Source organism: Cutibacterium sp. LaCa_89 (assembly GCF_058177555.1).
Map to the genome: position 1 here is coordinate 1,167,717 of NZ_CP190889.1, position 21,879 is coordinate 1,189,595.

At 62.6% G+C, this 21,879-nt stretch carries 15 protein-coding genes and 1 pseudogene; 11 read left to right on the forward strand and 5 right to left on the reverse strand.

What is annotated here, in order from left to right:
• Positions 1–109: 109 nt before the first annotated feature.
• The 5 genes from mtrB (at position 110) to secA (ending at position 7,855) form a co-directional block, all read left to right on the forward strand.
• Positions 110–1,588 carry an MtrAB system histidine kinase MtrB gene (mtrB, locus tag ACP8LP_RS05460; protein ID WP_484483326.1) on the forward strand — a complete coding sequence of 493 codons (1,479 nt, stop codon included), beginning with the start codon at positions 110–112 and terminating at the stop codon, positions 1,586–1,588.
• Positions 1,585–3,366 (forward strand): LpqB family beta-propeller domain-containing protein, encoded by a 1,782-nt coding sequence (locus ACP8LP_RS05465; protein ID WP_484483327.1) that lies wholly within the window; start codon positions 1,585–1,587, stop codon positions 3,364–3,366. Before mtrB ends, ACP8LP_RS05465 begins: the two co-directional genes overlap by 4 nt.
• Positions 3,367–3,560: 194 nt before the next feature.
• Positions 3,561–4,055: a ComF family protein gene (locus ACP8LP_RS05470; RefSeq protein WP_221269307.1), complete on the forward strand. Its 495-nt coding sequence runs from the start codon at positions 3,561–3,563 to the stop codon at positions 4,053–4,055.
• Positions 4,056–4,272: 217 nt separating this feature from the next.
• Entirely contained in the window at positions 4,273–4,884 is a 612-nt protein-coding gene (gene hpf, locus ACP8LP_RS05475; RefSeq protein ID WP_016667783.1) for a ribosome hibernation-promoting factor, HPF/YfiA family, read from the forward strand.
• A gap of 268 nt (positions 4,885–5,152) precedes the next feature.
• Complete coding sequence (gene secA, locus ACP8LP_RS05480) at positions 5,153–7,855, forward strand: preprotein translocase subunit SecA (protein WP_484483328.1); 2,703 nt, start codon at positions 5,153–5,155, stop codon at positions 7,853–7,855.
• A gap of 48 nt (positions 7,856–7,903) precedes the next feature.
• Here secA and ACP8LP_RS05485 read toward each other — a convergent pair whose 3' ends face one another.
• The gene (locus ACP8LP_RS05485; RefSeq protein WP_016667781.1) at positions 7,904–8,428 is read right to left on the reverse strand and encodes an Rv3235 family protein; all 525 of its coding nucleotides are present in this window, start codon (positions 8,426–8,428) and stop codon (positions 7,904–7,906) included.
• Positions 8,429–8,607: 179 nt separating this feature from the next.
• Between ACP8LP_RS05485 and ACP8LP_RS05490 the strand changes: the two genes are divergently transcribed.
• Positions 8,608–9,105 (forward strand): DUF6912 family protein, encoded by a 498-nt coding sequence (locus tag ACP8LP_RS05490; protein ID WP_016667780.1) that lies wholly within the window; start codon positions 8,608–8,610, stop codon positions 9,103–9,105.
• Between the two features lie 28 nt (positions 9,106–9,133).
• On the opposite strand, the gene ACP8LP_RS05495 is transcribed toward ACP8LP_RS05490, so the two are convergent.
• Positions 9,134–9,607 (reverse strand): DUF2505 domain-containing protein, encoded by a 474-nt coding sequence (locus ACP8LP_RS05495; protein ID WP_016667779.1) that lies wholly within the window; start codon positions 9,605–9,607, stop codon positions 9,134–9,136.
• Between the two features lie 151 nt (positions 9,608–9,758).
• Between ACP8LP_RS05495 and ACP8LP_RS05500 the strand changes: the two genes are divergently transcribed.
• From ACP8LP_RS05500 to trpS, 3 genes are all read left to right on the forward strand, one after another.
• Entirely contained in the window at positions 9,759–14,369 is a 4,611-nt protein-coding gene (locus ACP8LP_RS05500; RefSeq protein WP_484483362.1) for an NAD-glutamate dehydrogenase, read from the forward strand.
• Between the two features lie 59 nt (positions 14,370–14,428).
• A complete protein-coding gene (locus ACP8LP_RS05505; RefSeq protein ID WP_036976622.1) occupies positions 14,429–15,226 on the forward strand; it encodes a PHP domain-containing protein in 798 nt (265 codons plus the stop codon).
• Positions 15,227–15,371: 145 nt separating this feature from the next.
• Positions 15,372–16,463, forward strand: coding sequence for a tryptophan--tRNA ligase (gene trpS / locus ACP8LP_RS05510; RefSeq protein WP_016667776.1), 1,092 nt, complete (start codon positions 15,372–15,374; stop codon positions 16,461–16,463).
• 53 nt (positions 16,464–16,516) lie between these two features.
• Here trpS and ACP8LP_RS05515 read toward each other — a convergent pair whose 3' ends face one another.
• Positions 16,517–18,154, reverse strand: coding sequence for a DEAD/DEAH box helicase (locus ACP8LP_RS05515; RefSeq protein ID WP_063279663.1), 1,638 nt, complete (start codon positions 18,152–18,154; stop codon positions 16,517–16,519).
• A 249-nt stretch (positions 18,155–18,403) separates the two neighbouring features.
• Between ACP8LP_RS05515 and ACP8LP_RS05520 the strand changes: the two genes are divergently transcribed.
• Complete coding sequence (locus tag ACP8LP_RS05520; RefSeq protein WP_187117081.1) at positions 18,404–18,970, forward strand: hypothetical protein; 567 nt, start codon at positions 18,404–18,406, stop codon at positions 18,968–18,970.
• A gap of 92 nt (positions 18,971–19,062) precedes the next feature.
• On the opposite strand, the gene ACP8LP_RS05525 is transcribed toward ACP8LP_RS05520, so the two are convergent.
• Both ACP8LP_RS05525 and ACP8LP_RS05530 read right to left on the reverse strand, forming a co-directional pair.
• Positions 19,063–19,290, reverse strand: coding sequence for a DUF3107 domain-containing protein (locus ACP8LP_RS05525; protein WP_016667773.1), 228 nt, complete (start codon positions 19,288–19,290; stop codon positions 19,063–19,065).
• A gap of 21 nt (positions 19,291–19,311) precedes the next feature.
• Positions 19,312–20,175 (reverse strand): PP2C family protein-serine/threonine phosphatase, encoded by an 864-nt coding sequence (locus tag ACP8LP_RS05530; RefSeq protein WP_016667772.1) that lies wholly within the window; start codon positions 20,173–20,175, stop codon positions 19,312–19,314.
• 269 nt (positions 20,176–20,444) lie between these two features.
• Between ACP8LP_RS05530 and ACP8LP_RS05535 the strand changes: the two are divergent.
• Positions 20,445–21,839 (forward strand): annotated as a pseudogene (locus ACP8LP_RS05535) (UvrD-helicase domain-containing protein); the annotation flags it as partial.
• Positions 21,840–21,879 lie beyond the last annotated feature (40 nt).

A 21,879-nucleotide genomic window follows, 5' to 3' on the forward strand; every position in this document is an offset into this window, starting at 1 on the left:
AGCGCGGCATGCTGGCCGCCCCCGACGACCTGCTTGGCCCCAGTCCTGGCTCGCCGGGCTGCGACGACTGTGGTGGTCGTCATTGCCGCTGCGCATGGTGACCATCACCATGTCGAGCAGTCTGGTCATTCTCATCCTCGGTGGCTTCTTCCTGGTTCGTCAGGCCACCGTGGGAATCCTCGACGCCAAACGCGCCTCTGCCATTGCGGAGACGACCACGACAATCAATCGCATCCAGGGCCAGCTACGTGACACCGATCTGCGCACTGCCTCTCTCTACGAGCGGCTCAATCGACTTGCAGACGACGCAGCTGGACAGTCGGGGCAGTATCATGTCCTCATCCAGGGTCCTGTTTCCGGACTCATCTCCCAGGGGGTTTCGCCGGACTCCGTCCCAGCTGAACTCACCGCGAAGGTGGGGGAGTCGAGCGGGATGTGGACCGCGCCGACGATGGTCCATTACACCGATCACGTGCGTCCTGACGTCCCCGGGATTGTCGTCGGGTCGACCTTGTGGTCCCCCGGGGTCAGCCAGTCCATCCCGGTTTATTTCATCTTTCCGGAGACCCAGGAGGTCGCCACCGTCGAGTTGCTGCGACGCAGTGTCATCAGCGTCGGGGCCCTCATGGCCCTGGCCATCGCCCTGGCAACCTACTTGGCGACCCGTCACCTGTCCCAACCCATTCGGCAAGCCTCCATCACAGCGTCGAAATTGGCCGACGGGGCGTTGGACGAGCGTATGGCGGTGCGGGGGACTGACGACCTCGCGACCCTTGCCAAGTCGATGAATGACATGGCAGCCCAGTTGGATCGGCGAATTGGGGATTTGGAGAGGCTGTCGACACTGCAGCAGCAGTTCGTCTCGGATGTCTCCCACGAGTTGCGCACCCCCATGACGACGATGCGGATGGCCTGCGACATGATCGAGGCCAATCCCGATGATCCGGTCCAGGTGCGGTCGGTCGAGCTCATGCGGGCCCAGATGGAGCGTTTCGAGGTTCTGTTGGCGGACCTGCTCGAGATCTCTCGGTTTGACGCCGGCGCTGCACAATTGACACTGGAAGACTGCGACATCGTCGAACTCGTGCGCGCCGAGATCGTCGACGTGACTCCGCTCGCAGAGCGCCTGGGAGTTCCGATCGTACTGACCGCCGATACGACGCAGACTGCTGAGGTTGACCCGCGACGGATCAGCCGCATCGTCAGGAACCTGTTGTCGAACGCTGTTGAGCATGCCGAGGGAAGGACGGTCGAGGTGACCGTCGTCGGTAATGACTGTGCTGTAGGGGTCGCCGTGCGTGACCACGGAGTCGGATTCGAGCCATGGCAGGCAGAAAAGGTCTTCGGCAGGTTCTGGCGTGGAGACCCGTCCCGGGTGCGCACCGTGGGTGGCAGTGGTCTCGGCCTGGCCATTTCTCGTCAGGACGCCAACCTGCACCATGGCTGGTTGACGGCGTGGGGACGATCCGGAGATGGTGCCTTCTTCCGGCTGGTCATTCCGAGGGATTCCGGGGGAGTGATCGTCGAGTCCCCATTACCCGCTGCGCCGAGCGATGCCGGTCCGACCGAATCGGAGGAGGAGCGATGACACTGCGTCCCACACGGCGTGCCGTGCTGTCGGGAGCCGCCCTCCTGCTGGCAGGTTGCGCCGAGGTGCCGTCCACAGGGGCAGTGACACAGGCTGAAGACCGACACCAAGCCTCAGGTCAGCGGGAGGGCATTGACGTCGCCCCTCAGCCTCCTGCTGATGGCGCATCGATTGACCTTGTCGTGGGCGGTTTCCTGCAAGCTATGACGAGTGCTCGCGACGACTACCGCGTCGCTCGTGCCTATCTCACGAAGGACATGGCGGACCGCTGGGATCCCCATTCCGGAGCGACGATCTACCAGGCCACCAATCACAAGCCGACCAGCACGGTGGCGACGGCTTCTCTCCAGGCTCCGATCATCGGCACCGTTGATGCCGACGGTCATTACCACCCAGGGGAATCGCAGACGCTCAACCATGATTTCGGCATGGCCCAGGAATCCGGACAATGGCGGATTTCCCGGCCTCCTGACGGGCTGCTGGTCTCGCAATACACCTTCCAGCGCGCTTGGTCGGCGATTCCGGTCTACTTCTTTGCCGCCGACGCTGACCGTCTGGTCCCGGACGTCATTCATCTGCCGAGCCTGGGGGCTACCCCTGAAGCCGCGCTCAGGGCGATGATGGCCGGTGTGCCGGAATACCTGAAGCCTGCGCTTCGCACGGCACTGCCGGCAGGGGTGAGAGCCGTCGGGACGACCACGGTTGACGCCGTTGGCGTCGTCACCGTGCCACTGAGTGCGTCCGCAGCCCAACTCTCAGAATCTCAACGTCGGCTGCTCGCCAGCCAAGTCACCTGGACTCTGAGTGGTTTCGCTGCCATCTCACGTATCCGATTCACCGCCGGCGGGTCTCTGCTGCCTCTTCCCGAGGCGGCTGAGGACAACACAGTGTCGGCAGACTTGTACGCCGACCTCCTACCGCTCCCGTCGACGGATTCCCCCACGGTGGTCGCCGTCGTCAAGGGACAGATGGGACGGGTCAACGCAGTAGGCCAAGCCCTCCAGATCATGCCTGGAGCGTTGGGGCAGGACGCTCGCCCGGAAACTGGTGTCTCAGCTGTCGCCTCCACCCAGTTCGCCATGCCGGTCGCAACCGTGAGCACCCCGGGTGCGGTGTGGCACGCCGTTTCCGCGGATCGACGGTCGCTGGTGAAATGGCGTGAAGGCAGTGATCAGGTCGACGTCGTTGCCACCGGGGTGAATCTGCTTCGTCCTCAAGTCCTCGTCGATCGCAGTGTGGCGACCTTCTCGACAACAGATCCGACGCTCATCGTCGTTGCCGCGGATGGTTCCCGAATGTCCACTGTCGTTGACCTTGGTGGTCGCACAGTGACTTCCTTCAGTGTCTCTCCTGATGGCATTCGCGTGGCCCTGGTCCTTCAGCGGGAGAAGACCTATGGATTGGGTATCGGCCTGCTGTCACGGCAGGACGGCGCAGTTCATCTCGGCCACATCGTCGACATGCCGTTGTCCTCCTCGGACGCGAATCTGTCGAGGATCACCGACGTTGCCTGGCTTTCCCAAACCCAATTGTGTGTCCTGGGCAGCGCGATCGAGTCTGGGGTAACTGCGCCGTACGAGGTCATTGTTGACGGCTCGGGTGCGACGTCCATGGGGCCGCTCAGCGGGAAGAGCGTGGAATCCGTGGTGGCAGTCCCGATGGAAACTGGCACTGAGGCTGTCATGCTCAGTGAGGACGGAAAACTGCTTCACCACGAGGAGAGATTTCACTGGCGCCAGGTCCTGCAGGGGGTCAGTGCGGTCGCGATTACAGCTTGACCCTTCCGTGACACGACGGTGACCGGCGACACTGGTTCATCGTGAACCCAATGGACCCCCTGGCCGACCTGCTGCTGGGAGCGTGCTGTCCTGGATGTGGGGAGCCGGGCGTGGGTCTGTGTGACGCGTGTCGGTCTGCGATCAACCCGACCCCTCGGGTCATTGTTGACGGGCCGCCACCGGTCATTGCCTGCATGGGCTACCACGGTCCTGTTCCCGGGATCGTCACAGCTCACAAGGATCGTGGTGCGGCATGGTTGACCGACGAGCTCGGCCACTGGCTGGCTCATGGGCTCGCTCCGGCGATAGCAGCCGTTCCCGGCCACGTTGACGTCGTTCCAGTTCCCTCGACGGCGAGGGCTGTGCGACGACGAGGTGCTGATCATGCTGCCGACATGACGCGATCAGCTCTGCGAACTCTGGATGCGTCCAATGCCTCCCTCGCCCAGGTCTTGCACCGAACTCGACGCGTGGCGGACCAGCTTGAGGTTCGCCATGAGGATCGCGGCGCCAATCAGCGCGGGTCGATGAGAGCTCCGACGGGAGAGGGGGATGTCATTCTCGTCGACGACGTTCGTACCTCAGGGGCGACGATCGACGAGGCGTGCAGAGCCTTGGGGTGGTCCGGGCGGCGAGTGCTGTCCGTGGTTGTCCTGGCTGATGCTGCGACCCCACTGAGATGGCCGTGACCACACCTGGACGCGAGCGTGATCACATTGTCGGGCGACACGTCAGCGTGGGTGTCGAACCTTGCCAAACAGCTGTTGTGAGCCCCTCTTATGGGCTAGCGTAGGTGCATGGCACGACCGATTGGTACCCGGACCTCTATGAGGGGGATGGGACGCGGTCGTGTCATTTGTTTCTGCGTCGGAAACACCGATGCGAACCCCAATACAGGAGGTTGTCATGGATGTCATCGTTACGGGACGGCACTGCCACGTCAGTGACGACGTGCGCGCCCAGGTCGAGGACAGGCTCTCCGGGGTCGAGAAGTTCAGGGACCGAGTCCAGCGCGCTGAGGTGGTTTTCACTGCCCAGGACGCCAAGGGGTCCAAGGACCAGGCCATGACGTGTGAAATCACACTGCGGGCGAAGGGACCGGTAGTGCGAGCTGTCGGGCAGGCGGAAGACAAGATGGTTGCCTTTGACATGGCTGCCGATCGACTCCGCACCCAGCTCGTCAAGGCTGCTGATCGTCGTCGCAGTCGTCGTGGCTTGCGCGTCTCCCAGGTCCTGGACGTCTTGCCCGAGGAAAGCACCGATGATGCACCCGAGATCCTGGCCACCAGGAAGATCGCGGGCGACGTTGAAGTCACCGGGGACAGCCCCATCTATGTCAAGGAAAAGGTCTTCCAAGCCGTTCCCCTGACCCTTGCCCAGGCTCTCGACGAGATGGAACTTGTCGGGCACGACTTCTTCCTCTACCTCGATCAGGATTCCAAGCAGCCCAGCGTCGTCTACCGGCGCAAGAAGGGGTACAACTACGGCGTGATCCATCTGGATCTTGACCACGAGTGACTCCTGGATCGTCAAGACACAACGACATCGGCGGCGGTGCGGGATAATCCTGCGCCGCCGCCGATTCATGTCGCGGGTCAATGGCGGGAAAGGACGGTGAGGAATGGACTCATGAGGGGTTCAGCAACCCTCACGTGGCCAGGACGAAAGGCCGCGGCGTTCTTGGTTCGGCCGCAAACCCCCTAGGATGGGGAAGGCAGCTCTCTTGAGCTGCTCGTCCGGGATGCGCCCGGACGACACGACGTCTACTCCTTGAAGGACCCACCCCGTGAACCTCATGGATCGCGTGCTGCACGCCGGTGAAGGCAAGATCATCCGCCGACTCAACCGCATTGTCGGCCAGGTCAACAGCATCGAGGAGGACTACGTCGCCATGAGCGACGACGAGTTGGCGGGACAGACCGCCGACTTCCGTCAGCGTCTCGATAACGGCGAGAACTTGGACCGGCTGCTTCCGGAGGCCTTCGCGACGGTGCGTGAGGCGTCCAGGCGAGTGCTCGGCAAGCGTCACTTCGACGTTCAGATCATGGGCGGTGCGGCCCTGTACCAGTGCAACATCGCCGAGATGAAGACCGGCGAGGGCAAAACCCTCGTCGGTCTTCTCCCCGCCTACCTTGAGGGGCTGCTCGGCAAGGGCGTCCACGTCGTCACCGTCAACGACTACCTGGCTCGAGTGCAGTCCGAGCAGATGGGTCGTGTGCACCACTTCCTGGGTCTGACGATCTCGGCGATTCTGTCGGACATGCCTCCGATGGAGCGCAAGGAGGCATACAAGACCGACATCACCTACGGCACGAATAATGAGTTCGGCTTCGACTACCTGCGCGACAACATGGCCAGTTCCTTGAGCGAGTGCGTGCAGCGTGGCCATCACTTCGCCATCGTCGACGAGGTCGACTCGATCCTCGTCGACGAGGCTCGTACCCCGCTTATCATCTCCGGCCCTGCCGAGGAGAACAAGCAGTGGTACCCGGAATTCGCCAAGATCGTCTCGAGACTTCAACGCGACGTCGACTACGAGGTTGACGAGAAGAAGCGGACCGTGGCTGTTCTGGGGCACGGCATCAACGTCGTCGAGGAGCGTCTGGGTATCCAGAACCTGTACGAATCGGCAAACACTCCTCTCATCGGTTACCTCAACAACGCCATCAAGGCCAAGGAGCTCTTCCACCGCGACAAGGACTACGTCATCATCGATGGCGAGGTCCTCATCGTCGACGAACACACCGGTCGTACCCTGGCAGGGCGTCGCTACAACGAGGGTCTGCACCAGGCCCTCGAGGCCAAGGAACACGTCGAGATCAAAGACGAGTACCAGACCCTCGCGACGATCACCCTGCAGAACTACTTCCGCATGTACGACAAGCTCGCCGGCATGACGGGTACCGCCAAGACCGAGGAGAGCGAGTTCCAGAAGATCTACGGTCTGGGCGTCATCCCGATCCCGACGAACCGCCCGATGATCCGCAAAGACCAGAAGGACCTCATCTACCGCACCGAGGATGCCAAGTTCGACGCCATCATCTCCGACGTCGTCGAGCGCCACGAGGCTGGTCAACCGATCCTCATCGGTACCGCATCCGTCGCCAAGTCGGAGCTGCTCTCGGAGAAGCTCAAGCGGGCCGGCGTTCCCCACAAGGTGCTGAACGCCAAGCACCACGAGTCCGAGGCGGCGATCGTCGCCCTGGCCGGCCGCAAGGGAGCTGTGACGGTCTCGACCAACATGGCCGGTCGTGGTACCGACATCATCTTGGGTGGTAACCCAGAATTCCTCACCGAGCTGGACCTTCGCGAGAAGGAGCTCGACCCGGTGGAGGATGAAGAGGCCTACCAGACCGCCTGGAACAACACCCTGGCCAGGTACGAGGAGCAGTCGAAGGCCGAGCACGAGGAGGTCGAGGAGCTGGGCGGCCTCTACGTCATCGGTTCCGAGCGTCACGAGTCTCGCCGTATCGACAACCAGTTGCGTGGACGTTCCGGCCGTCAGGGCGACCCGGGCGAGTCCAGGTTCTACCTGTCCTTGCAGGACGAGCTGATGCGCCTGTTCAAGCCTGAGGTCATCGACCGCGCCATGGTCACCCTCAAGATGCCCGAGGACATGCCGATCGAGTCCAAGTGGGTGTCTCGTCAGATCGAGAGTGCCCAGAAACAGGTTGAGGCGCAGAACTTCGAGATGCGTAAGAACGTCCTGAAGTATGACGACGTCATGAACCGTCAGCGTCACGTCATCTATGGGGATCGTCGCAAGGTTCTCGAGGGTGCCGACGTCGAGGTCGAGCTGCGCGCCACCACTGATCGCGTCGTCGAGGCCGGTGTGCGCAAGTACACCCAGGGCTACTCCGAGGACTGGGACCTCGAGGCGATGTGGGACGAGGTCGGCACCGTGTACCCCGTTGGTCTCGACATCAACGAGTACGCCGACTGCCAGGACAGCGAGGAGCTCGTCGAGGACTTCAAGGCGGATGCCCAGGATGCCTATGACCGTCGCGAGGCCGAGCTCGGTGAGGCGACGATGCGCCAGCTCGAGCGTGAGGTCCTCCTGACGGTGCTCGACCGCAAGTGGCGCGAGCACCTCTACGAGATGGACTACCTGCGCGAGGGCATCGGCCTGCGTGCGATGGCCCAACGCGATCCGCTGGTCGAGTATCAGCGTGAGGGCGGCGACATGTTCAACTCGATGATGGATTCCTTCAAGGAGGAGGTCGTCGGGTTCCTGTTCAATCTTGAGATCGAGACCAGTCCGCAGGTTGGTCTGGTGACCGACGCCGGAGGACAGCCGGTGACGGCAGATTCGGTGCTGCTCCAGGAGAGCCGTCCGCGTCGCGCTCTGAGCTACTCGGCTCCCGACGAGCAGGGTGACGCCAAGACGACTGCTGAAGGTGGTGCGCCGAAGAATCCCAAGGCGGAGGGCAACCGGGCCGCGAGGAGGTCTGCGTCCAAGAAGTCGAGGAAGAACCGCAAGAAGCGCTGATGTGACATCGGGGACGGCGTCGACACGACAGTGTCGGCGCCGTTTTCGTCACGCCATACCGACGGCCTCCTGCGTGATGTGCTTGTTGCTGAGGAGCGCGGCCACCTTGGGGTTCAGAACGAGCTCGACGGCGTCGAGATGCCAGACACCCTCGTGCTGAACCAGGTTCGTGGCCAACGGGAGCCGCCTGCCACGCAGATCGATCAGGCCGACCCCGTCCACGTGGTCGTCGTCAAAACTGACTTGAGGCTCGCCGACGAGGAGCATACGGCTCCAGCCAGGTCCCCGGGGCCATTTGCGCATGGTTGCCGCAGCACGAGGGCTGGATGCTCGCATGAGCTGATTCATGGGGCGTCGCCCGGCCATCGTCTCCACGATGATGATGTGGATTGCCCGCGTCAGTCGCACAGCCTGTTGGCGAGCCTGGATGTTGCCTTCCACGGCGCTCGTCACCGGTGATGACGAGACGACGCGCAATTCGTCCGGCCACCAGTCCCGGTCGAGCTCCAGGAAGATGTCCGAATGATGTGGCCGGGCCGAATCAAGGGGAATGGGCGCTGATGTGGTCGTCATGGGCTCTAGAACAGTTCACGCTGCCTTCCTCGGGAAGGGTTGATGCGCAAATCTGTGGATAACTCGAGCGAGCTAACGATGTCGTCATCTGGGACGACGCGAGCCAATATATGATTCCCGTCCGCATCTGAGTACCGTGGACGATGCATCAGGGGTCACGCTGACCAAGGAGGGTTCAATTGTCGACGTCCACCATCGTTTTCATCCCAACCAATGCGCAACGGGCTCGTGAGCTCGTTGCCGCGCCGGGAGAACAGGTGACGGCCTTCACGGTCACCGAGGAGCTTCGTGTCATCCTCGACGTCACTGATCCCGAGGAAACCGAACATGCTGCTATGGTCATCGGTTCGGTGTGGGGCCTGACCCATACCGGTCGTCGATTGGTTCTCGTCGCCCATGTCCCTGCCGAGCAAATTGCCGAGCACGAAGAGGTCGACAACGGCGGAGTGACGCTGACCCGTCTCGAGCCCTCGCAGATCACGGCGTGGTTTGCCGACGATGACGACGCCGACTCCAAGGATGCTGCCGCAGACGTCAAGGGCATGATCATCGACGATGCCTGGAATGACGTCGCCGTTCAGACTCTCATCGGTGAGCACGAGTTGTCGTGGCATGACATCACCGAGGAGCTTCCGGCGGCCGACACCGACCCCGAGGGTTTTCCCGGATTGGAGTGACGGACCGCCGCGACGGGTGGGGTTGGCCTCAGTGGGAGGCCAACCAGTCGTCGCCCGCCCGCTGTTGCATGTCGAAGGCCTGAGTGATGTGTGGGGCCGCAGCCTTTTCTAGTTTCTTGCCCACCAGCGGGACCGACACGGTGAAGGTACCGGTGTACATGACCTCAGTTCCGGTGACGTCGGGACGCACGGAGACGTGTCCGTCTGCCTTCGCCCGCATGCCCTGAGGAACGATCTGCAAGGAGCCCTCCCGCGATCCATCGGGATTGGCGGGCTGCCACCACAAGGTCTGCTTGGCGGTGAGGGTGGAGCCGACGAACTTCGTCACCTGGCTGGGAGCGGGCACGGCCACGTCCAGGCTCAACGAATCCCCCGTGACGACGGCATTGCTGGTGGTGGCCCCGGCGCGTCGGTGGACGTCCTGCCACCATGCCGGATCGGTCATCATGGCGACGACTTGATCGGGGGTTGCGTCGAAATGGGCCCGTGAATTGATGTCCATGTCACCATGATGCCGGACGTTTGCGACACACCTCGCAAAACGACCTTGTTCGGTGGTTCACGCGAAGGCATAAACCCTTGTAGAGTTCTCATCGAGGACCACGTTGAGGTGGCCCCGTGACCATGACGAAGGTGACCTGATCGTGTCAGAGATGGAGAAAGTCATCCCGGCTCTCGTGGCATCGGTGCTGGAGCAGCACGCCACTGGAGATCACTGCTGTGAAGAGGTGATTCGTCAAGCGATGGAACGGCAGGTGAAGCTTGCCGTGAAGCCTGGACCGGTTCGCGTCGACGTTAGCATCGATCCGCCGTGGTCTGACGGTCAGGTCAACTCGGTGCAGGTCGTCATGGATGACCGTCCCTTCCTCGTTGACACCGTTGTGTCGTGCTTGCTTCGTCATGGGTGGCGAGTTGAGGACGTTCGGCACCCGATTTTCGGTGTCAAGCGCAACGCCGAGGGAGCTGTTGAGAGTGTCGGAACTCCCGGACGCGAGGGTTGCGAGCCGGAGTCCTGGATTCACATCGATGCCACGGCGCCGATTGGTGTTGACACTGGCGAGGCTGCCAAGCAGCTCGATGAGGATCTTCACAGCTGCCTTGACCAGGTTGTTCGGGCCACGGACGACTGGGCGGCGATGCAAGAGGCGATGTTGCGGACCGCTGAGGTGGTGAGTGCTTCCCAAGGGCGCGCCGATGATCGTGACTCGACGCGTGAGCTCCTGGAATGGTTGGCCGATGACCATTTCATGTACTTGTCGTACGAGGAGTTTCGGGTCGACGGGGACACCATGACGCCAGTACCCGGTACCCGGCTGGGCATCACCGATGACGGGCCGCGCTTCGATGCGATCCCTCACAGCGAGGATCAATCCATCCTCGTCGTCACGAAGGACTCGGTTCGTTCCACCGTGCAGCGCAATGGATACCGGGATTACGTTGGCGTGCGAATCCGTGACGAGCACGGCACCGTCGTCGCTGAGCACCGCTTCATCGGTCTGCTGGGGTCGGCCGCATACACCGAGTCGGTGACGCACATCCCGGTCCTCCGCGCCAAGGCCGCCCGCATGCTGGCACTCTCGGGATACCGAGCCAACTCCCATGGCGGCAAGGCGGTCATTCGTACCATCGCCGAGTTCCCACGTGACGCCCTTTTCGAGGCCTCGGCCGAAGAGCTCGTGCCGCTCATCATGACGATCGTCGACCTGCGCGAGAAGCAGCGCCTGCGGGCACTGGTCCGCCGCGGTCCGTGGGGTCGGTTCTTCCACCTGTTGGTCTTCGTCCCGGCCGACCGTTTCGACGCCAGCACTGTTGGCGTCGTCGAGGGAATCGTCGCCAAGCGGACCGGCGCGGTCGAGTTCGACTCGACCATCATGATGGGTGAGTCCTCCCTGGTCAGGATCATCTTGACTGCCAAGGTCCCTGACGGTGAGGTCCTTCCTCCGGTTGATGATGCGGAACTGCAGGCAGAGCTCGCTGACGCCACCTCGAACTGGGATGACGAGTTCATTGCCCTGGCCAGCAGCATTGAGAGCGACCGACGCGGAATTGACTTCGGACCCGAGTACAAGCAGGAATTCACGGCCAAGCAGGGCATTCTGGACCTCGAACTGCTCAACGGGTTGGCTGAGGACGACCTGGGCCTGGTCATGTACCGTCCGGATGACCCCGCCGATCCTTCCGACCTGCGCCTCAAGATCTTCAATCAGCACGCGCCGATGACGCTGTCCCAGGTCATGCCGCACCTGTCGAGCCTCGGCGTCCAGATCGTCGATGAGCATCCGCACCGGATTGTTCTGCGCGGTCGGGAGATCTGGCTGTTCGACCTTGGCCTGCAGGCCCCCGGTGAGCTGTGGAAGGAATCCGAGCGACATCGTTTCACCGAGGCGTTTGCCGCGTCCTGGCTTGGGAAGTGCGAATCCGACACGTTCTCGGGCCTCGTGACCGAGGCGGGCTTGTCCTGGTCCCAGGTGGCCATGTTGCGCTGTATCGCTCGTTACCTCCGGCAGGTTGGTAGCCCATTCTCCCAGACCTACATGGCGAAGGCACTACGGGCGAACCCGAATCTGGCAGGGGACCTCGTGAGGATCGTCGAGGCCAAGTTCGATCCGTCGGCTTACGATGACGGGGTCGATGCCGGAGCCGAGCGGTTGGCCAAGGTGGAGGAACTGTCACAGACCTTCCTTTCTGACCTGGACGACGTCGCCTCCCTTGATCACGATCGCATCCTGCGCATGATGCATGCCGTCATCAAGGCCATGATCCGCACCAACTGGTGGCAGAAGGATCGCCGAGCGCTGGCCTTCAAGGTGCGTCCGGGTGAGCTTGACTTCGCCCCAGCCCCACGACCCAAGTTCGAGATCTTCGTCAATTCGCCGAGGGTCTCCGGAACTCATCTGCGTTTCGGTGCGGTGGCGAGAGGAGGCTTGCGGTGGTCGGATCGTCCCGAGGACTTCCGTACCGAGGTCCTCGGCCTGGTCAAGGCCCAGATGGTCAAGAACTCGGTCATCGTGCCTGCGGGCGCCAAGGGCGGCTTCGTTCCCGCCCATCTGCCCGATCCCACGACCGACCGCGCGGGCTGGGCAGAGGAAGGCAAGGAGTGCTACCGCATCTTCGTCTCGTCGCTGCTATCCCTGACCGACAACGTCGTCGAGGGCAAGGTCGTCGCCCCTGACCACGTGGTGCGCCACGACGGGGACGATCCCTACCTCGTCGTTGCCGCTGACAAGGGCACTGCCACTTTCTCCGACACCGCGAACTCAATTGCCGCGGAGCACGGGTTCTGGCTCGGTGACGCCTTCGCCTCGGGTGGATCCCATGGTTACGACCACAAGGCCATGGGCATCACGGCCCGCGGCGCCTGGGAGTCGGTGACCCGGCATCTCGCCGACCTGGGTATCGACCAGGCGGCTGACGACTTCACCTGCGTCGGTATCGGCGACATGTCCGGTGACGTCTTCGGCAATGGCATGTTGCTGAGCAAGCACATCAAGCTGGTGGCAGCTTTCAACCACCGTCACGTCTTCGTCGACCCGAACCCGGATCCTGCCGCGTCCTGGCAGGAGCGTCGTCGCCTCTTCGATCTTCCGCGCTCGAGCTGGGGCGATTACGACTCGTCCCTCATCTCCGAGGGCGGCGGCGTCTGGGATCGCACCTTGAAGTCGATTCCGGTGAGCCAGCAGATGCGCGAGGCCCTCGGCATCGACGGCTCCGTCAAGAGGATGACCCCTGACAACCTCATCTCAGCGATCCTGCGGGCTCCGGTTGACCTGCTGTGGAATGGTGGAATCGGAACCTACGTACGCGCCACGAGTGAGACCGACGCCCAGGTCGGCGACCGCGCCAATGATCCGGTTCGCATCACGGCCAAGGACGTGCGGGCCAGGGCTGCTGGCGAAGGCGGAAACCTGGGATGGACGCAGGCAGGCCGCATCGAATACGCCCGAAACGGTGGCCGAATCAACACCGATTTCATCGACAATTCTGCCGGCGTCGACACCTCTGATCATGAGGTCAACATCAAGATCCTGCTTGATGCTGAGGTGGCTGCTGGCCGCCTCAGCGCTGAGGAACGCGACGAACACCTGCCTGCCATGGCTGACGACGTCGCTACCCTGGTATTGCGGCACAACCGTTCTCAGAACCTCGCGCTGGCCAATGCGGTGAGCCCGTCAGGGCCGACTCCTGGAGTCCTGGAAGCCTGGATGTGCGAACTCGAGGAGTCTGGCCATCTTGATCGCGTCGTCGACACCATGCCGTTGACTGCTGAGATGAATCGTCGAATGGCCGCAGGGGAGGGGCTTGCCAGCCCGGAGCTGTGCACCCTGCTCGCGTGGACGAAGATCGCCCTGTGCGATGCCGTGCTGGCCACGGATCTTCCAGAAGATCCCTTCGTGGCGGATCTCTTGGTGGGCTACTTCCCGCCGCTGCTGCGTGAGAGGTTCGCTGATCGGATGCCAGATCACCGACTGCACCGGGAGATCATCACTACCGAAGCCGTCAATAGGTTCGTTGACTCCCAGGGCATTACGGCTTTCCACCGCTTGCATCTGCAGACCGGGGCAGACATCGCTCAGGTCATCCGTTGCCAGCTGGCGGCGCGATCGGTCTTCGGACTGGGCAGGGTGGAGACGAACCTCACCCACCTCGGACTGGACGCAGCCCGTACTGCCGAGATCAGGCTCGCTCTTCGAGATCTCGCCATGGACGCCACGAGGTGGTTCCTCAACCACGGTGGTGCGGACAACATCTCTGCCACGATCGAGACCTACCGTCCGGGCGTCGCCAAACTCGTCGACAAGCTCTCCGACCTGCTGGGCGACAGTGCCGACGAGTGGCAGGAGAAGGTTGATGATGTCACCGAGTTGGGACTCGATCGTGCAGATGCCGCTGTGGTCGCCTCTCACGACTGGGGCTCAGTGCTGTTGAGCGTTGTCGAGATCTCTGACGAAGGTCATCCTCTCGACGAAGTCGCCGAGGCATACTTGACGCTGGCGCGCAGGGTGGACATGACCCGCCTGACCCATCTCGTCGAACAGCTTCCCCAGGACCGTCCGACGGATGCCCGAGTGCGGGCAAGCCTCCGCGAGGATCTCCTTCAGGTGATGTCCGAGGCAACGCGTCGGGCCCTTGAGATTGGAACGGCAAACGTTCTGGTCGATGGTGGACGTATTGTTGAAGCGATGACGACAACCCCGGATCTAGCCCACTGCGTCGTGATGGTCAGTGACCTGCGGTCCTCCGTGGGCCAGGAGGCCAAGCAGTGAGAATTGATCTCCACACCCATTCCACGATCTCGGATGGGACGGATTCCCCGACCCGCCTCGTGATGAAAGCTGCCACGAGCGGTCTGGACGTCATCGCCCTGACTGATCATGACACCTTCGATGGGCTGGAGGAGGCTCAGGCAGCCGGACAACGGTTCGGCGTCCGGCTGCTTCCTGGCCTCGAGATGACGTGCCACATTGGTGGTCGTGACGTTCACCTTCTCGGGTACGGGCCGCATCCTGACGATCCAGCTCTGGGCAGGGAGCTGCAGATCACGCGGGATTCGCGAGTTGGGCGTCTGGACGCCATCTGTCAGAAACTCGCCGAGGTCGGAATGTCGGTGACGACGGCGGACGTCCATCGAGCTGCCGGTTCGGCCTCGAGCCTGGGTCGGCCCCATGTAGCGGACGCGATGGTGGCTAAGGGCTACGTCGAAGACCGTGACGAGGCTTTCCGAGACTGGCTCGCTGACGGCAAGCCCGCCTATGTTCCACGGCACAGCGTGGCGTTGGAAGAGGGCATCGACCTCATCCACGACGCCGGCGGCGTCGCCGTCCTAGCACATCCGTGGGGCAGGGGAGCCCAGCAGGTCCTCACCCCGCAGGTGATCGCGTCGTTGTCCGCCTATCACCAGCTCGACGGAATCGAGGTGGAACACCAGGACCACGACCAGGCAGCCCGCCGAATGCTCTTTGATCTGGGAGGACGGCTCGGGTTGGTCCGGACCGGAGCGAGCGATTACCACGGCTCGGGCAAGAAGGACCACGAGCTGGGATGCAATCTCACCCGTGAGACCGCCTACCGAGAGCTCGTGACGAGGATCCAGCTGCGTGGTGGAGTTCTTCGCGTCCGGTGAGACTGCTACAGTGACCGACATGACGACTGCACCTGCGAATGCCACCTCGTGGTGGCGTCGCTGCGTGCGGCACTGACGATGTGACGGCCGCCCTGCCCGGCGGCGTCGCCTCGTCGCCGAGGTGGGCGGCGAGGAAGGATTTTCGATGACTAGCGACGTCTCCGAAATCGGATCGAACGCTGCCACCTTGGCGCGCTCGCAGGCCCGCAGTGACAAGGTTGAGACCGATCTGGCCGTCCATCCCGAGAAATGGCGGATTCTCACCGGGGATCGTCCCACCGGAAGTCTCCACATCGGTCACTACTTCGGCTCCCTGGCCAATCGGGTGCGTCTGCAGGACAAGGGAATCGAGTCCTTCCTCGTCATCGCTGATTACCAGGTCATCTATGACCGTGACGGCGTCGGCGAGTTGCAGGCCAATGTCATGTCGAACATCGCCGATTACCTTGCCATCGGTGTCGACCCGGTCCGTACCACGATCTTCACCCACTCGGCCCTGCCTGCCCTCAACCAGCTGCTGCTGCCCTTCCTGTCGCTAGTGACCGACGCGGAGCTGCGTCGTAACCCGACTGTCAAGGACGAGCTGGCCACCTCGGACCGCCCGATGTCGGGTCTCATGCTCACCTTCCCGGTGCACCAGGCTGCCGACATCCTCTTCTGCAAGGCCAACCTCGTCCCGGTCGGCCGTGACCAACTGCCACACATCGAGCAGACCCGCGTCATCGCTCGTCGCTTCGACGAGAGGTACGGGCGAGCCGATGCCTCCAAGCCGGTCTTCCCCGAGCCGGAGGCGCTGCTTTCCGCCACCCCGCATGTGTTGGGTCTCGATGGCACGAAGATGAGCAAGTCGAAGGGCAACACCATCGAGATCGGCATGACCGCCGACCAGACCGCCAAGCTCATCAAGAAGGCCAAGACGGACGCCGAGCGCCACATCACGTGGGATCCGGAGAACCGTCCCGAGGTCTCGAACCTGTTGCTGCTCACAGCCTTGTGCGAGAACGGTGATCCCGCTGCCATTGCCGAGGAGATCGGTGACGGTGGCTCGGGTACCCTCAAGAAGCGTCTCACCGCCTCTCTCAACGACTACTTCGCCCCGATTCGTGAGCGTCGTGCTGAACTCGCTGCTGACGAGGGCCACTTGCGCGAGGTGCTCCGGGAAGGAAATGAGCGTGCCAACGCCGTCGCCGACCAGACTCTCGCTGAGGTGCGGACAGCCATGAGGATGGTCTACTGAATCTGGTGATATGAAGCGAGGCACGGACATGATGTCCGTGCCTCGTTCTGTGTTCAGTCCGAACTCACAAGGGACCGACGTGCCCTGCGGCGGCGCGGGACAGCGCCAGTCCCCTTATCGCCAACGGTCTTCGTGCTGGCCTTCTTCCTGGGTGCCTGCTCCTTGGCGGAAGCAGCGTCCTTCTCGGGAGCCTTCTTGTGTTCCTTGGCCTCATGCCTGCCGTGCGCGCTGCCGACCTCGTCACCACCGCGGATCACCTTGCCGTTGCGGCGACGGGTGCGCTTGCGGCGCGGCGTGCCATCGTCCTTGGAATCCTCGCGGGAACGACGGCCCCCACTGCGATCACCATGTCTGTGATGGCCGTCGTGCTTGTCGTCACGCTTGTGGTGATGACGCTCACGCTTCTCGGTGCCGGGCAATGCACCCTTGGTGCCTTCCGGGATGTCGAGGTCGGTGTAGAGATGTGGGGAGGTCGAGTAGGTCTCGATGGGCTCGGGGATCTCGAGGTCCAGTGCCTTGTTGATGAGGTTCCAGCGAGTGACGTCAGCCCAGTCAACGAGGGTGACGGCCACGCCCTTGGCACCGGCACGTCCGGTACGGCCAATACGGTGGACGTAGGTCTTCTCGTCCTCGGGGCACTCGTGGTTGATGACGTGGGAGACCCCGGTGACGTCAATGCCACGTGCAGCGACGTCAGTGGCGACGAGGATGGTGGCGTCGCCGTTGCGGAACTTCTTGAGGGCCTTTTCGCGAGCGACCTGGGTCAGGTCGCCATGGATGGCCCGAGCCATAAAGCCACGGTCGTCGAGGTCGTCGGCCAGACGCTGGCAGGTGCGCTTGGTACGGCAGAAGATGATGACCTTCTCGACATCGTGGGACTGCAGGATGCGCCCGATGACCTCGATCTTGTCCATCGGATGAGCCTGGTAGACGAACTGCTGGGTGTCCGGAACGGTGGCCTGGGCGTCGGCGCCCTCGGCACGCACGTGTACCGGACGGTTCAGCTGGGAACGGGCCAGAGCCATGATCGGTGCCGGCATGGTGGCCGAGAAGAGCATGGTCTGGCGAGAGGTCGGGGTGCGCCCGATGAGGTTCTCGACGTCGGGCAGGAAGCCCAGGTCAAGCATCTCGTCAGCTTCGTCGAGAACGACGATGCGCACGTGGGACAGGTCGAGGTCCTTGCGCTGGGAGAGGTCCAGAAGACGTCCGGGGGTGCCGACGACGACGTCGACCCCGGCCTTCAGAGCGTCGATCTGTGGTTCGTAGCCGACGCCGCCATAGACGGTGAGGACTCGCGCGCCGCGCACCGAGGCGGCGGTCGAGATGTCCTTAGACACCTGTAGGGCGAGCTCCCGGGTCGGGCACATCACCAGTGCCTGGGGCCTGCCCGTGTGTTCGAACTCCTCCCAGTCGTCATCTCCGGGCAGGGTGATGCGCTGCAGGACGGTGATGCCGAAGGCGAGCGTCTTGCCGGTGCCCGTGCGGGCCTGGCCTATGAGATCGGTGCCCTGAATGGAAATCGGGATGGACATGGCCTGGATGGGGAAGGGAGAGACGATCCCCACCCCCTCCAGCGCCTGGCAGATGTCTTCTCGGACGCCGAGATCGGCGAAAGAGGTGGAAATGGAAACAGTGGTCTCGGTCAGTGTCTTGGCCTCTTCGTGCGTGGGCCCGTCAAGGCCCTGTGTCATTCTTCGTAGTCGTTCCCCGTGATGTCGTCGCGCGAAACTCTGTTCTGCGACGATGTCACGTGCGGTGTGGACCTGCGAGGTGACGCGGTCGACACACCATTGACCATCCTACCTCCAGTGTCGTCGACCCTCTAACCTGTTGGCGTGAGCATTGACGACACGAACCCCAACGACTCCTCGGTTGTGACGATCTTCTGGTCCGTCGCAGCGTCCTGTGCCTTGCATGGATTCTCCGCAACGGTGTCCGGCATGGTCCTGGCTCCCGGCCTGTCCGAACGGTTCCTCATCGTTGATCGCAGTGCTGAGATTCAGCAGATCTTGGCCGAAGCCAGAACCCATCTGACGCATCGCACGGTTCTGGCAGAGACGGAACCCCTCATCGGGTCCGTGGAGGAGTACGTGCCCTCCCAGTCTTGGTCCCAGGTGTTGCTGCGCGACCACATCGTCGTTGATCTCATCGCCGATTTCCTGGACCGGGTCGAGCCGAATCTCGCACCCGAACTTCGTCCGGCCTGCGGCTCTTTCGGCCCGTGGCTCGGTCGCGGTACGGGGAGCCGCGTGAGATGGGATGCCGCGATGCGTCACATCATCGCCGGGCAACGTGACAAATCGGCAGAATCCCTGTTCGCACGACGTCTCGTGGGAGAGGTGCTGTCGGTGGCCCAACGGCTCTTTGCCCGTCATCAGGCGCTGACCGCGGCCCTGACGAAAGCTGGTGGGGGAGAGTTCGATGATCTCGACCTCATCAATGAGGTGATGGCTGGTGTGTTGAACGCCCATGACGAACGCATGATCGATCTCGGCCTCGAACCGTGATTGACGAAACGGCGAGTGGCCTCGAGTGGTAGATGACAATGGCAGCTTCCGGAATGACCCGAAGCTGCCATGACTTTCAACCGTGACCGAGTTCAGAGAGCCCCAAACCCGACCTGACGGCTGTTGGGCTGCCCCAGGTCGAGGTAGGCGATCCCACGGGCGGGAACGAGAACCTTGCGGCCCTTGGCATCCGTCAGGGTGAGGACGGCGTCGGGCTGGCTGAGGCTGTCCTTGAGCTGCTGCTCAATGGATTCAGCGCTTTCCTGAGCGTCGATGCTGACTTCGGTTGCGGTGTTGACGATGCCGATCTTGATCTCCATGACGACAAATCTACCGTTGGATCAAGCGTCCCGACGCCACAGCGCCACAGTGATGTTGTCATGACCGCCGCACGCGTTGGCGTGCGCAATGAGTCCGGCCGCGAGATCTGCTGGGTCGGGACGACCCTGGTCATTTTTTCGCGCCGTGCCCGCGAGATCAGTGACGAGCGTGGTCAAGTCGTCCGGATCGGGAACGTGATTCCACAATCCGTCACTGCACACCAGGAGCCATCCGGAATGCTGTGGCTGATAGGCCATGACGCGGGGAGCGAGGTCGGTGGCGGAGGCGCCGAGCCACTTCGTGATGGCATGGGCGCCGATCCCCGCCTCTGCCTCTTCCCGAGACATTCCCAGATCCATTTGTGCCTGGGCCATGGAATCATCGATGGACAGCCGGACACAGTTACCGTCATCAGGGAACCAGTAGGTTCGGGTGTCACCGATATTGCCCACGACAATGCGTTCTTGTGTCGCAACGGCGACGGCAAGAGTGCACGCACCAATAGGACGCGATTCGCTCACCACAGCCTCGTGCGCCTTTCGGAATGCTCGCTCGAAGAGGGTGACGATGTCATCGTCGTTGGCTGGCATCCCCTGGTCCATTGTCGCCGTCAGGTAATCGCGCGCGGTGTGAGATGCGATTCTGGCGCATTCCTCTGCACCATCGGTCGACGAGACACCATCAGCGACGACAAGGACGATATGACGCCCAGAACTGTCGATGCCGAGGGCTGCCGCGTCCTGGTTCGTTTCATGACGTAGTCCGATGTGTGAGGCGCAGGCAACATCTCCACGAGCTGCGGCTCGCTCGGTGAGGTCCACTCGCGAGATGGCGGAGGTATCGGGCGTCACGATTTCGGCCGATGACTGGTCCGATTCATTCATGAAGGTCCTCAGACTGGGTAATTGTTCTCCGCAGGGCTCCGGCTGAATCCGGGTGCAGCGCTCGACGTGGTGTGGCGATCGCGGTAGACCCATGTCTACCGTCGAGGTTCATGACCAACTACGAACATGCGGACGCGTCCCATGGGGATGAGACAGCTCTTCCACCCTTTCACATGGTGGGCCGATGAGACCAGGAAATGACTGCTGACGTCGTTGTTCTGTGGAAAAGACCCAGTCGGACGGCAATGCTGTCGCAGGTCGGTGGTGGGATGTGTGCCATGCATGGATGGGATGACGCTCAGGTGCGGGTGCTCAATGATGACGCCGGCACGGTCCTCGTCATGGGAGGGCCGGGCACCGGACGGACGGGTCTGTGTCTTGAGGTGGCCGCGCAGTACGTCGAAGCTGGCGGCTCCCTGTCCGACATCCTGCTGCTCGGCCAGACAAGACCGGCTGCCCAGACATTGCGCAATGGCCTCGTACGACGACTCGGAGGCGCTCATCTGGACCCTCATGTCATGACGGTTCACGCGTTGGCCCGGCGCATCCTTGGATCTCGACATTTCTCGGGACGGCTGTTGACCGCTCCTGAACAGGAGTTTCGTATCAGAGAGCTTCTTGCGGCTCGTGACATGACGGACTGGCCCGAGGAGCTGCAGGCATGCGCACAGACCCCTCAATTCGCGTCTGACGTGCGTGTCATGGCGGCGCGACTTCGTCAAGAAGGATGCGACCCGCAGGACCTCACTGCTGCGGGGATGATCTGGGGCGTGCCGGAATGGCAGGTTTTGGGACCATTCCTGACGGATTATCTGGACGTTCTTGATCTGGAGGGGGCAGTGGATTACGCCGAGGCGGTGCATCGTGCTCGGATCGCCTTGACCCGTCCAGGTGCAGCCATCGACGTGAGGTCACGGGTCAAGCTGCTGGTGTGCGACGATCTGACCGAGTGCGATCCGTCCCAGATTCGCCTCATTGCCCAGATTGCGCAATGCCATGTTCCTTGTGTGCTGACCGCCGATCCGGACCAGACCGTCTACGGTTTTCGAGGAGCAGCCGCGGAACGCCTTGACGATCTGATCGATGAGTTCCCGGACGTGTCGATTCACCACCTGACGATCAATTACCGTAATCATGCGCATGTTGCCGACGTCGTTGAGTCGTTGCGTGCAGGAATGCCAGCGATACCGTCGTCCAGCCGTTTGAGACGGCGGGCAAACAACGCCGCGGCCACAGACGCGGGAACGGTAGCCACCGTTCGAGCTGGCAGCACCACTCGCCTGGTGAGAAAGGTCGCTGGAAGTCTTCGCCATGCTCACGTGGCCGATGGCGTCCCTTGGAGTGAGATGGCGGTGGTGACCCGTCATGGCGCTGAGCTGGGAGTGATCGCGACGATCCTTGCCTCTCAGGGCATACCGGTCTTGCGCTCGCGGGATGAGCATGCGTTGTCCGACGTCCACGCCGTCACTCAGATCCTCAATGCTCTTGAGGTGGCGGTCCATCTCGCAACAGGAACCCAACCGGGCCGGCGAGAAGTGTCGGCCCTGATCACGAACCCATTGGCAGGAATCGATCTCACTGTCGTTCATCGCCTCGAAACCTGGTGCCGACTCGTTCGCCGGGAGGAGCTGAATTGGGAGGTGTTGCAGGAGCTGGCCGCGGATGCGAGCAGCTCTGTGACGAGGACAGAAATGGCCGACGACG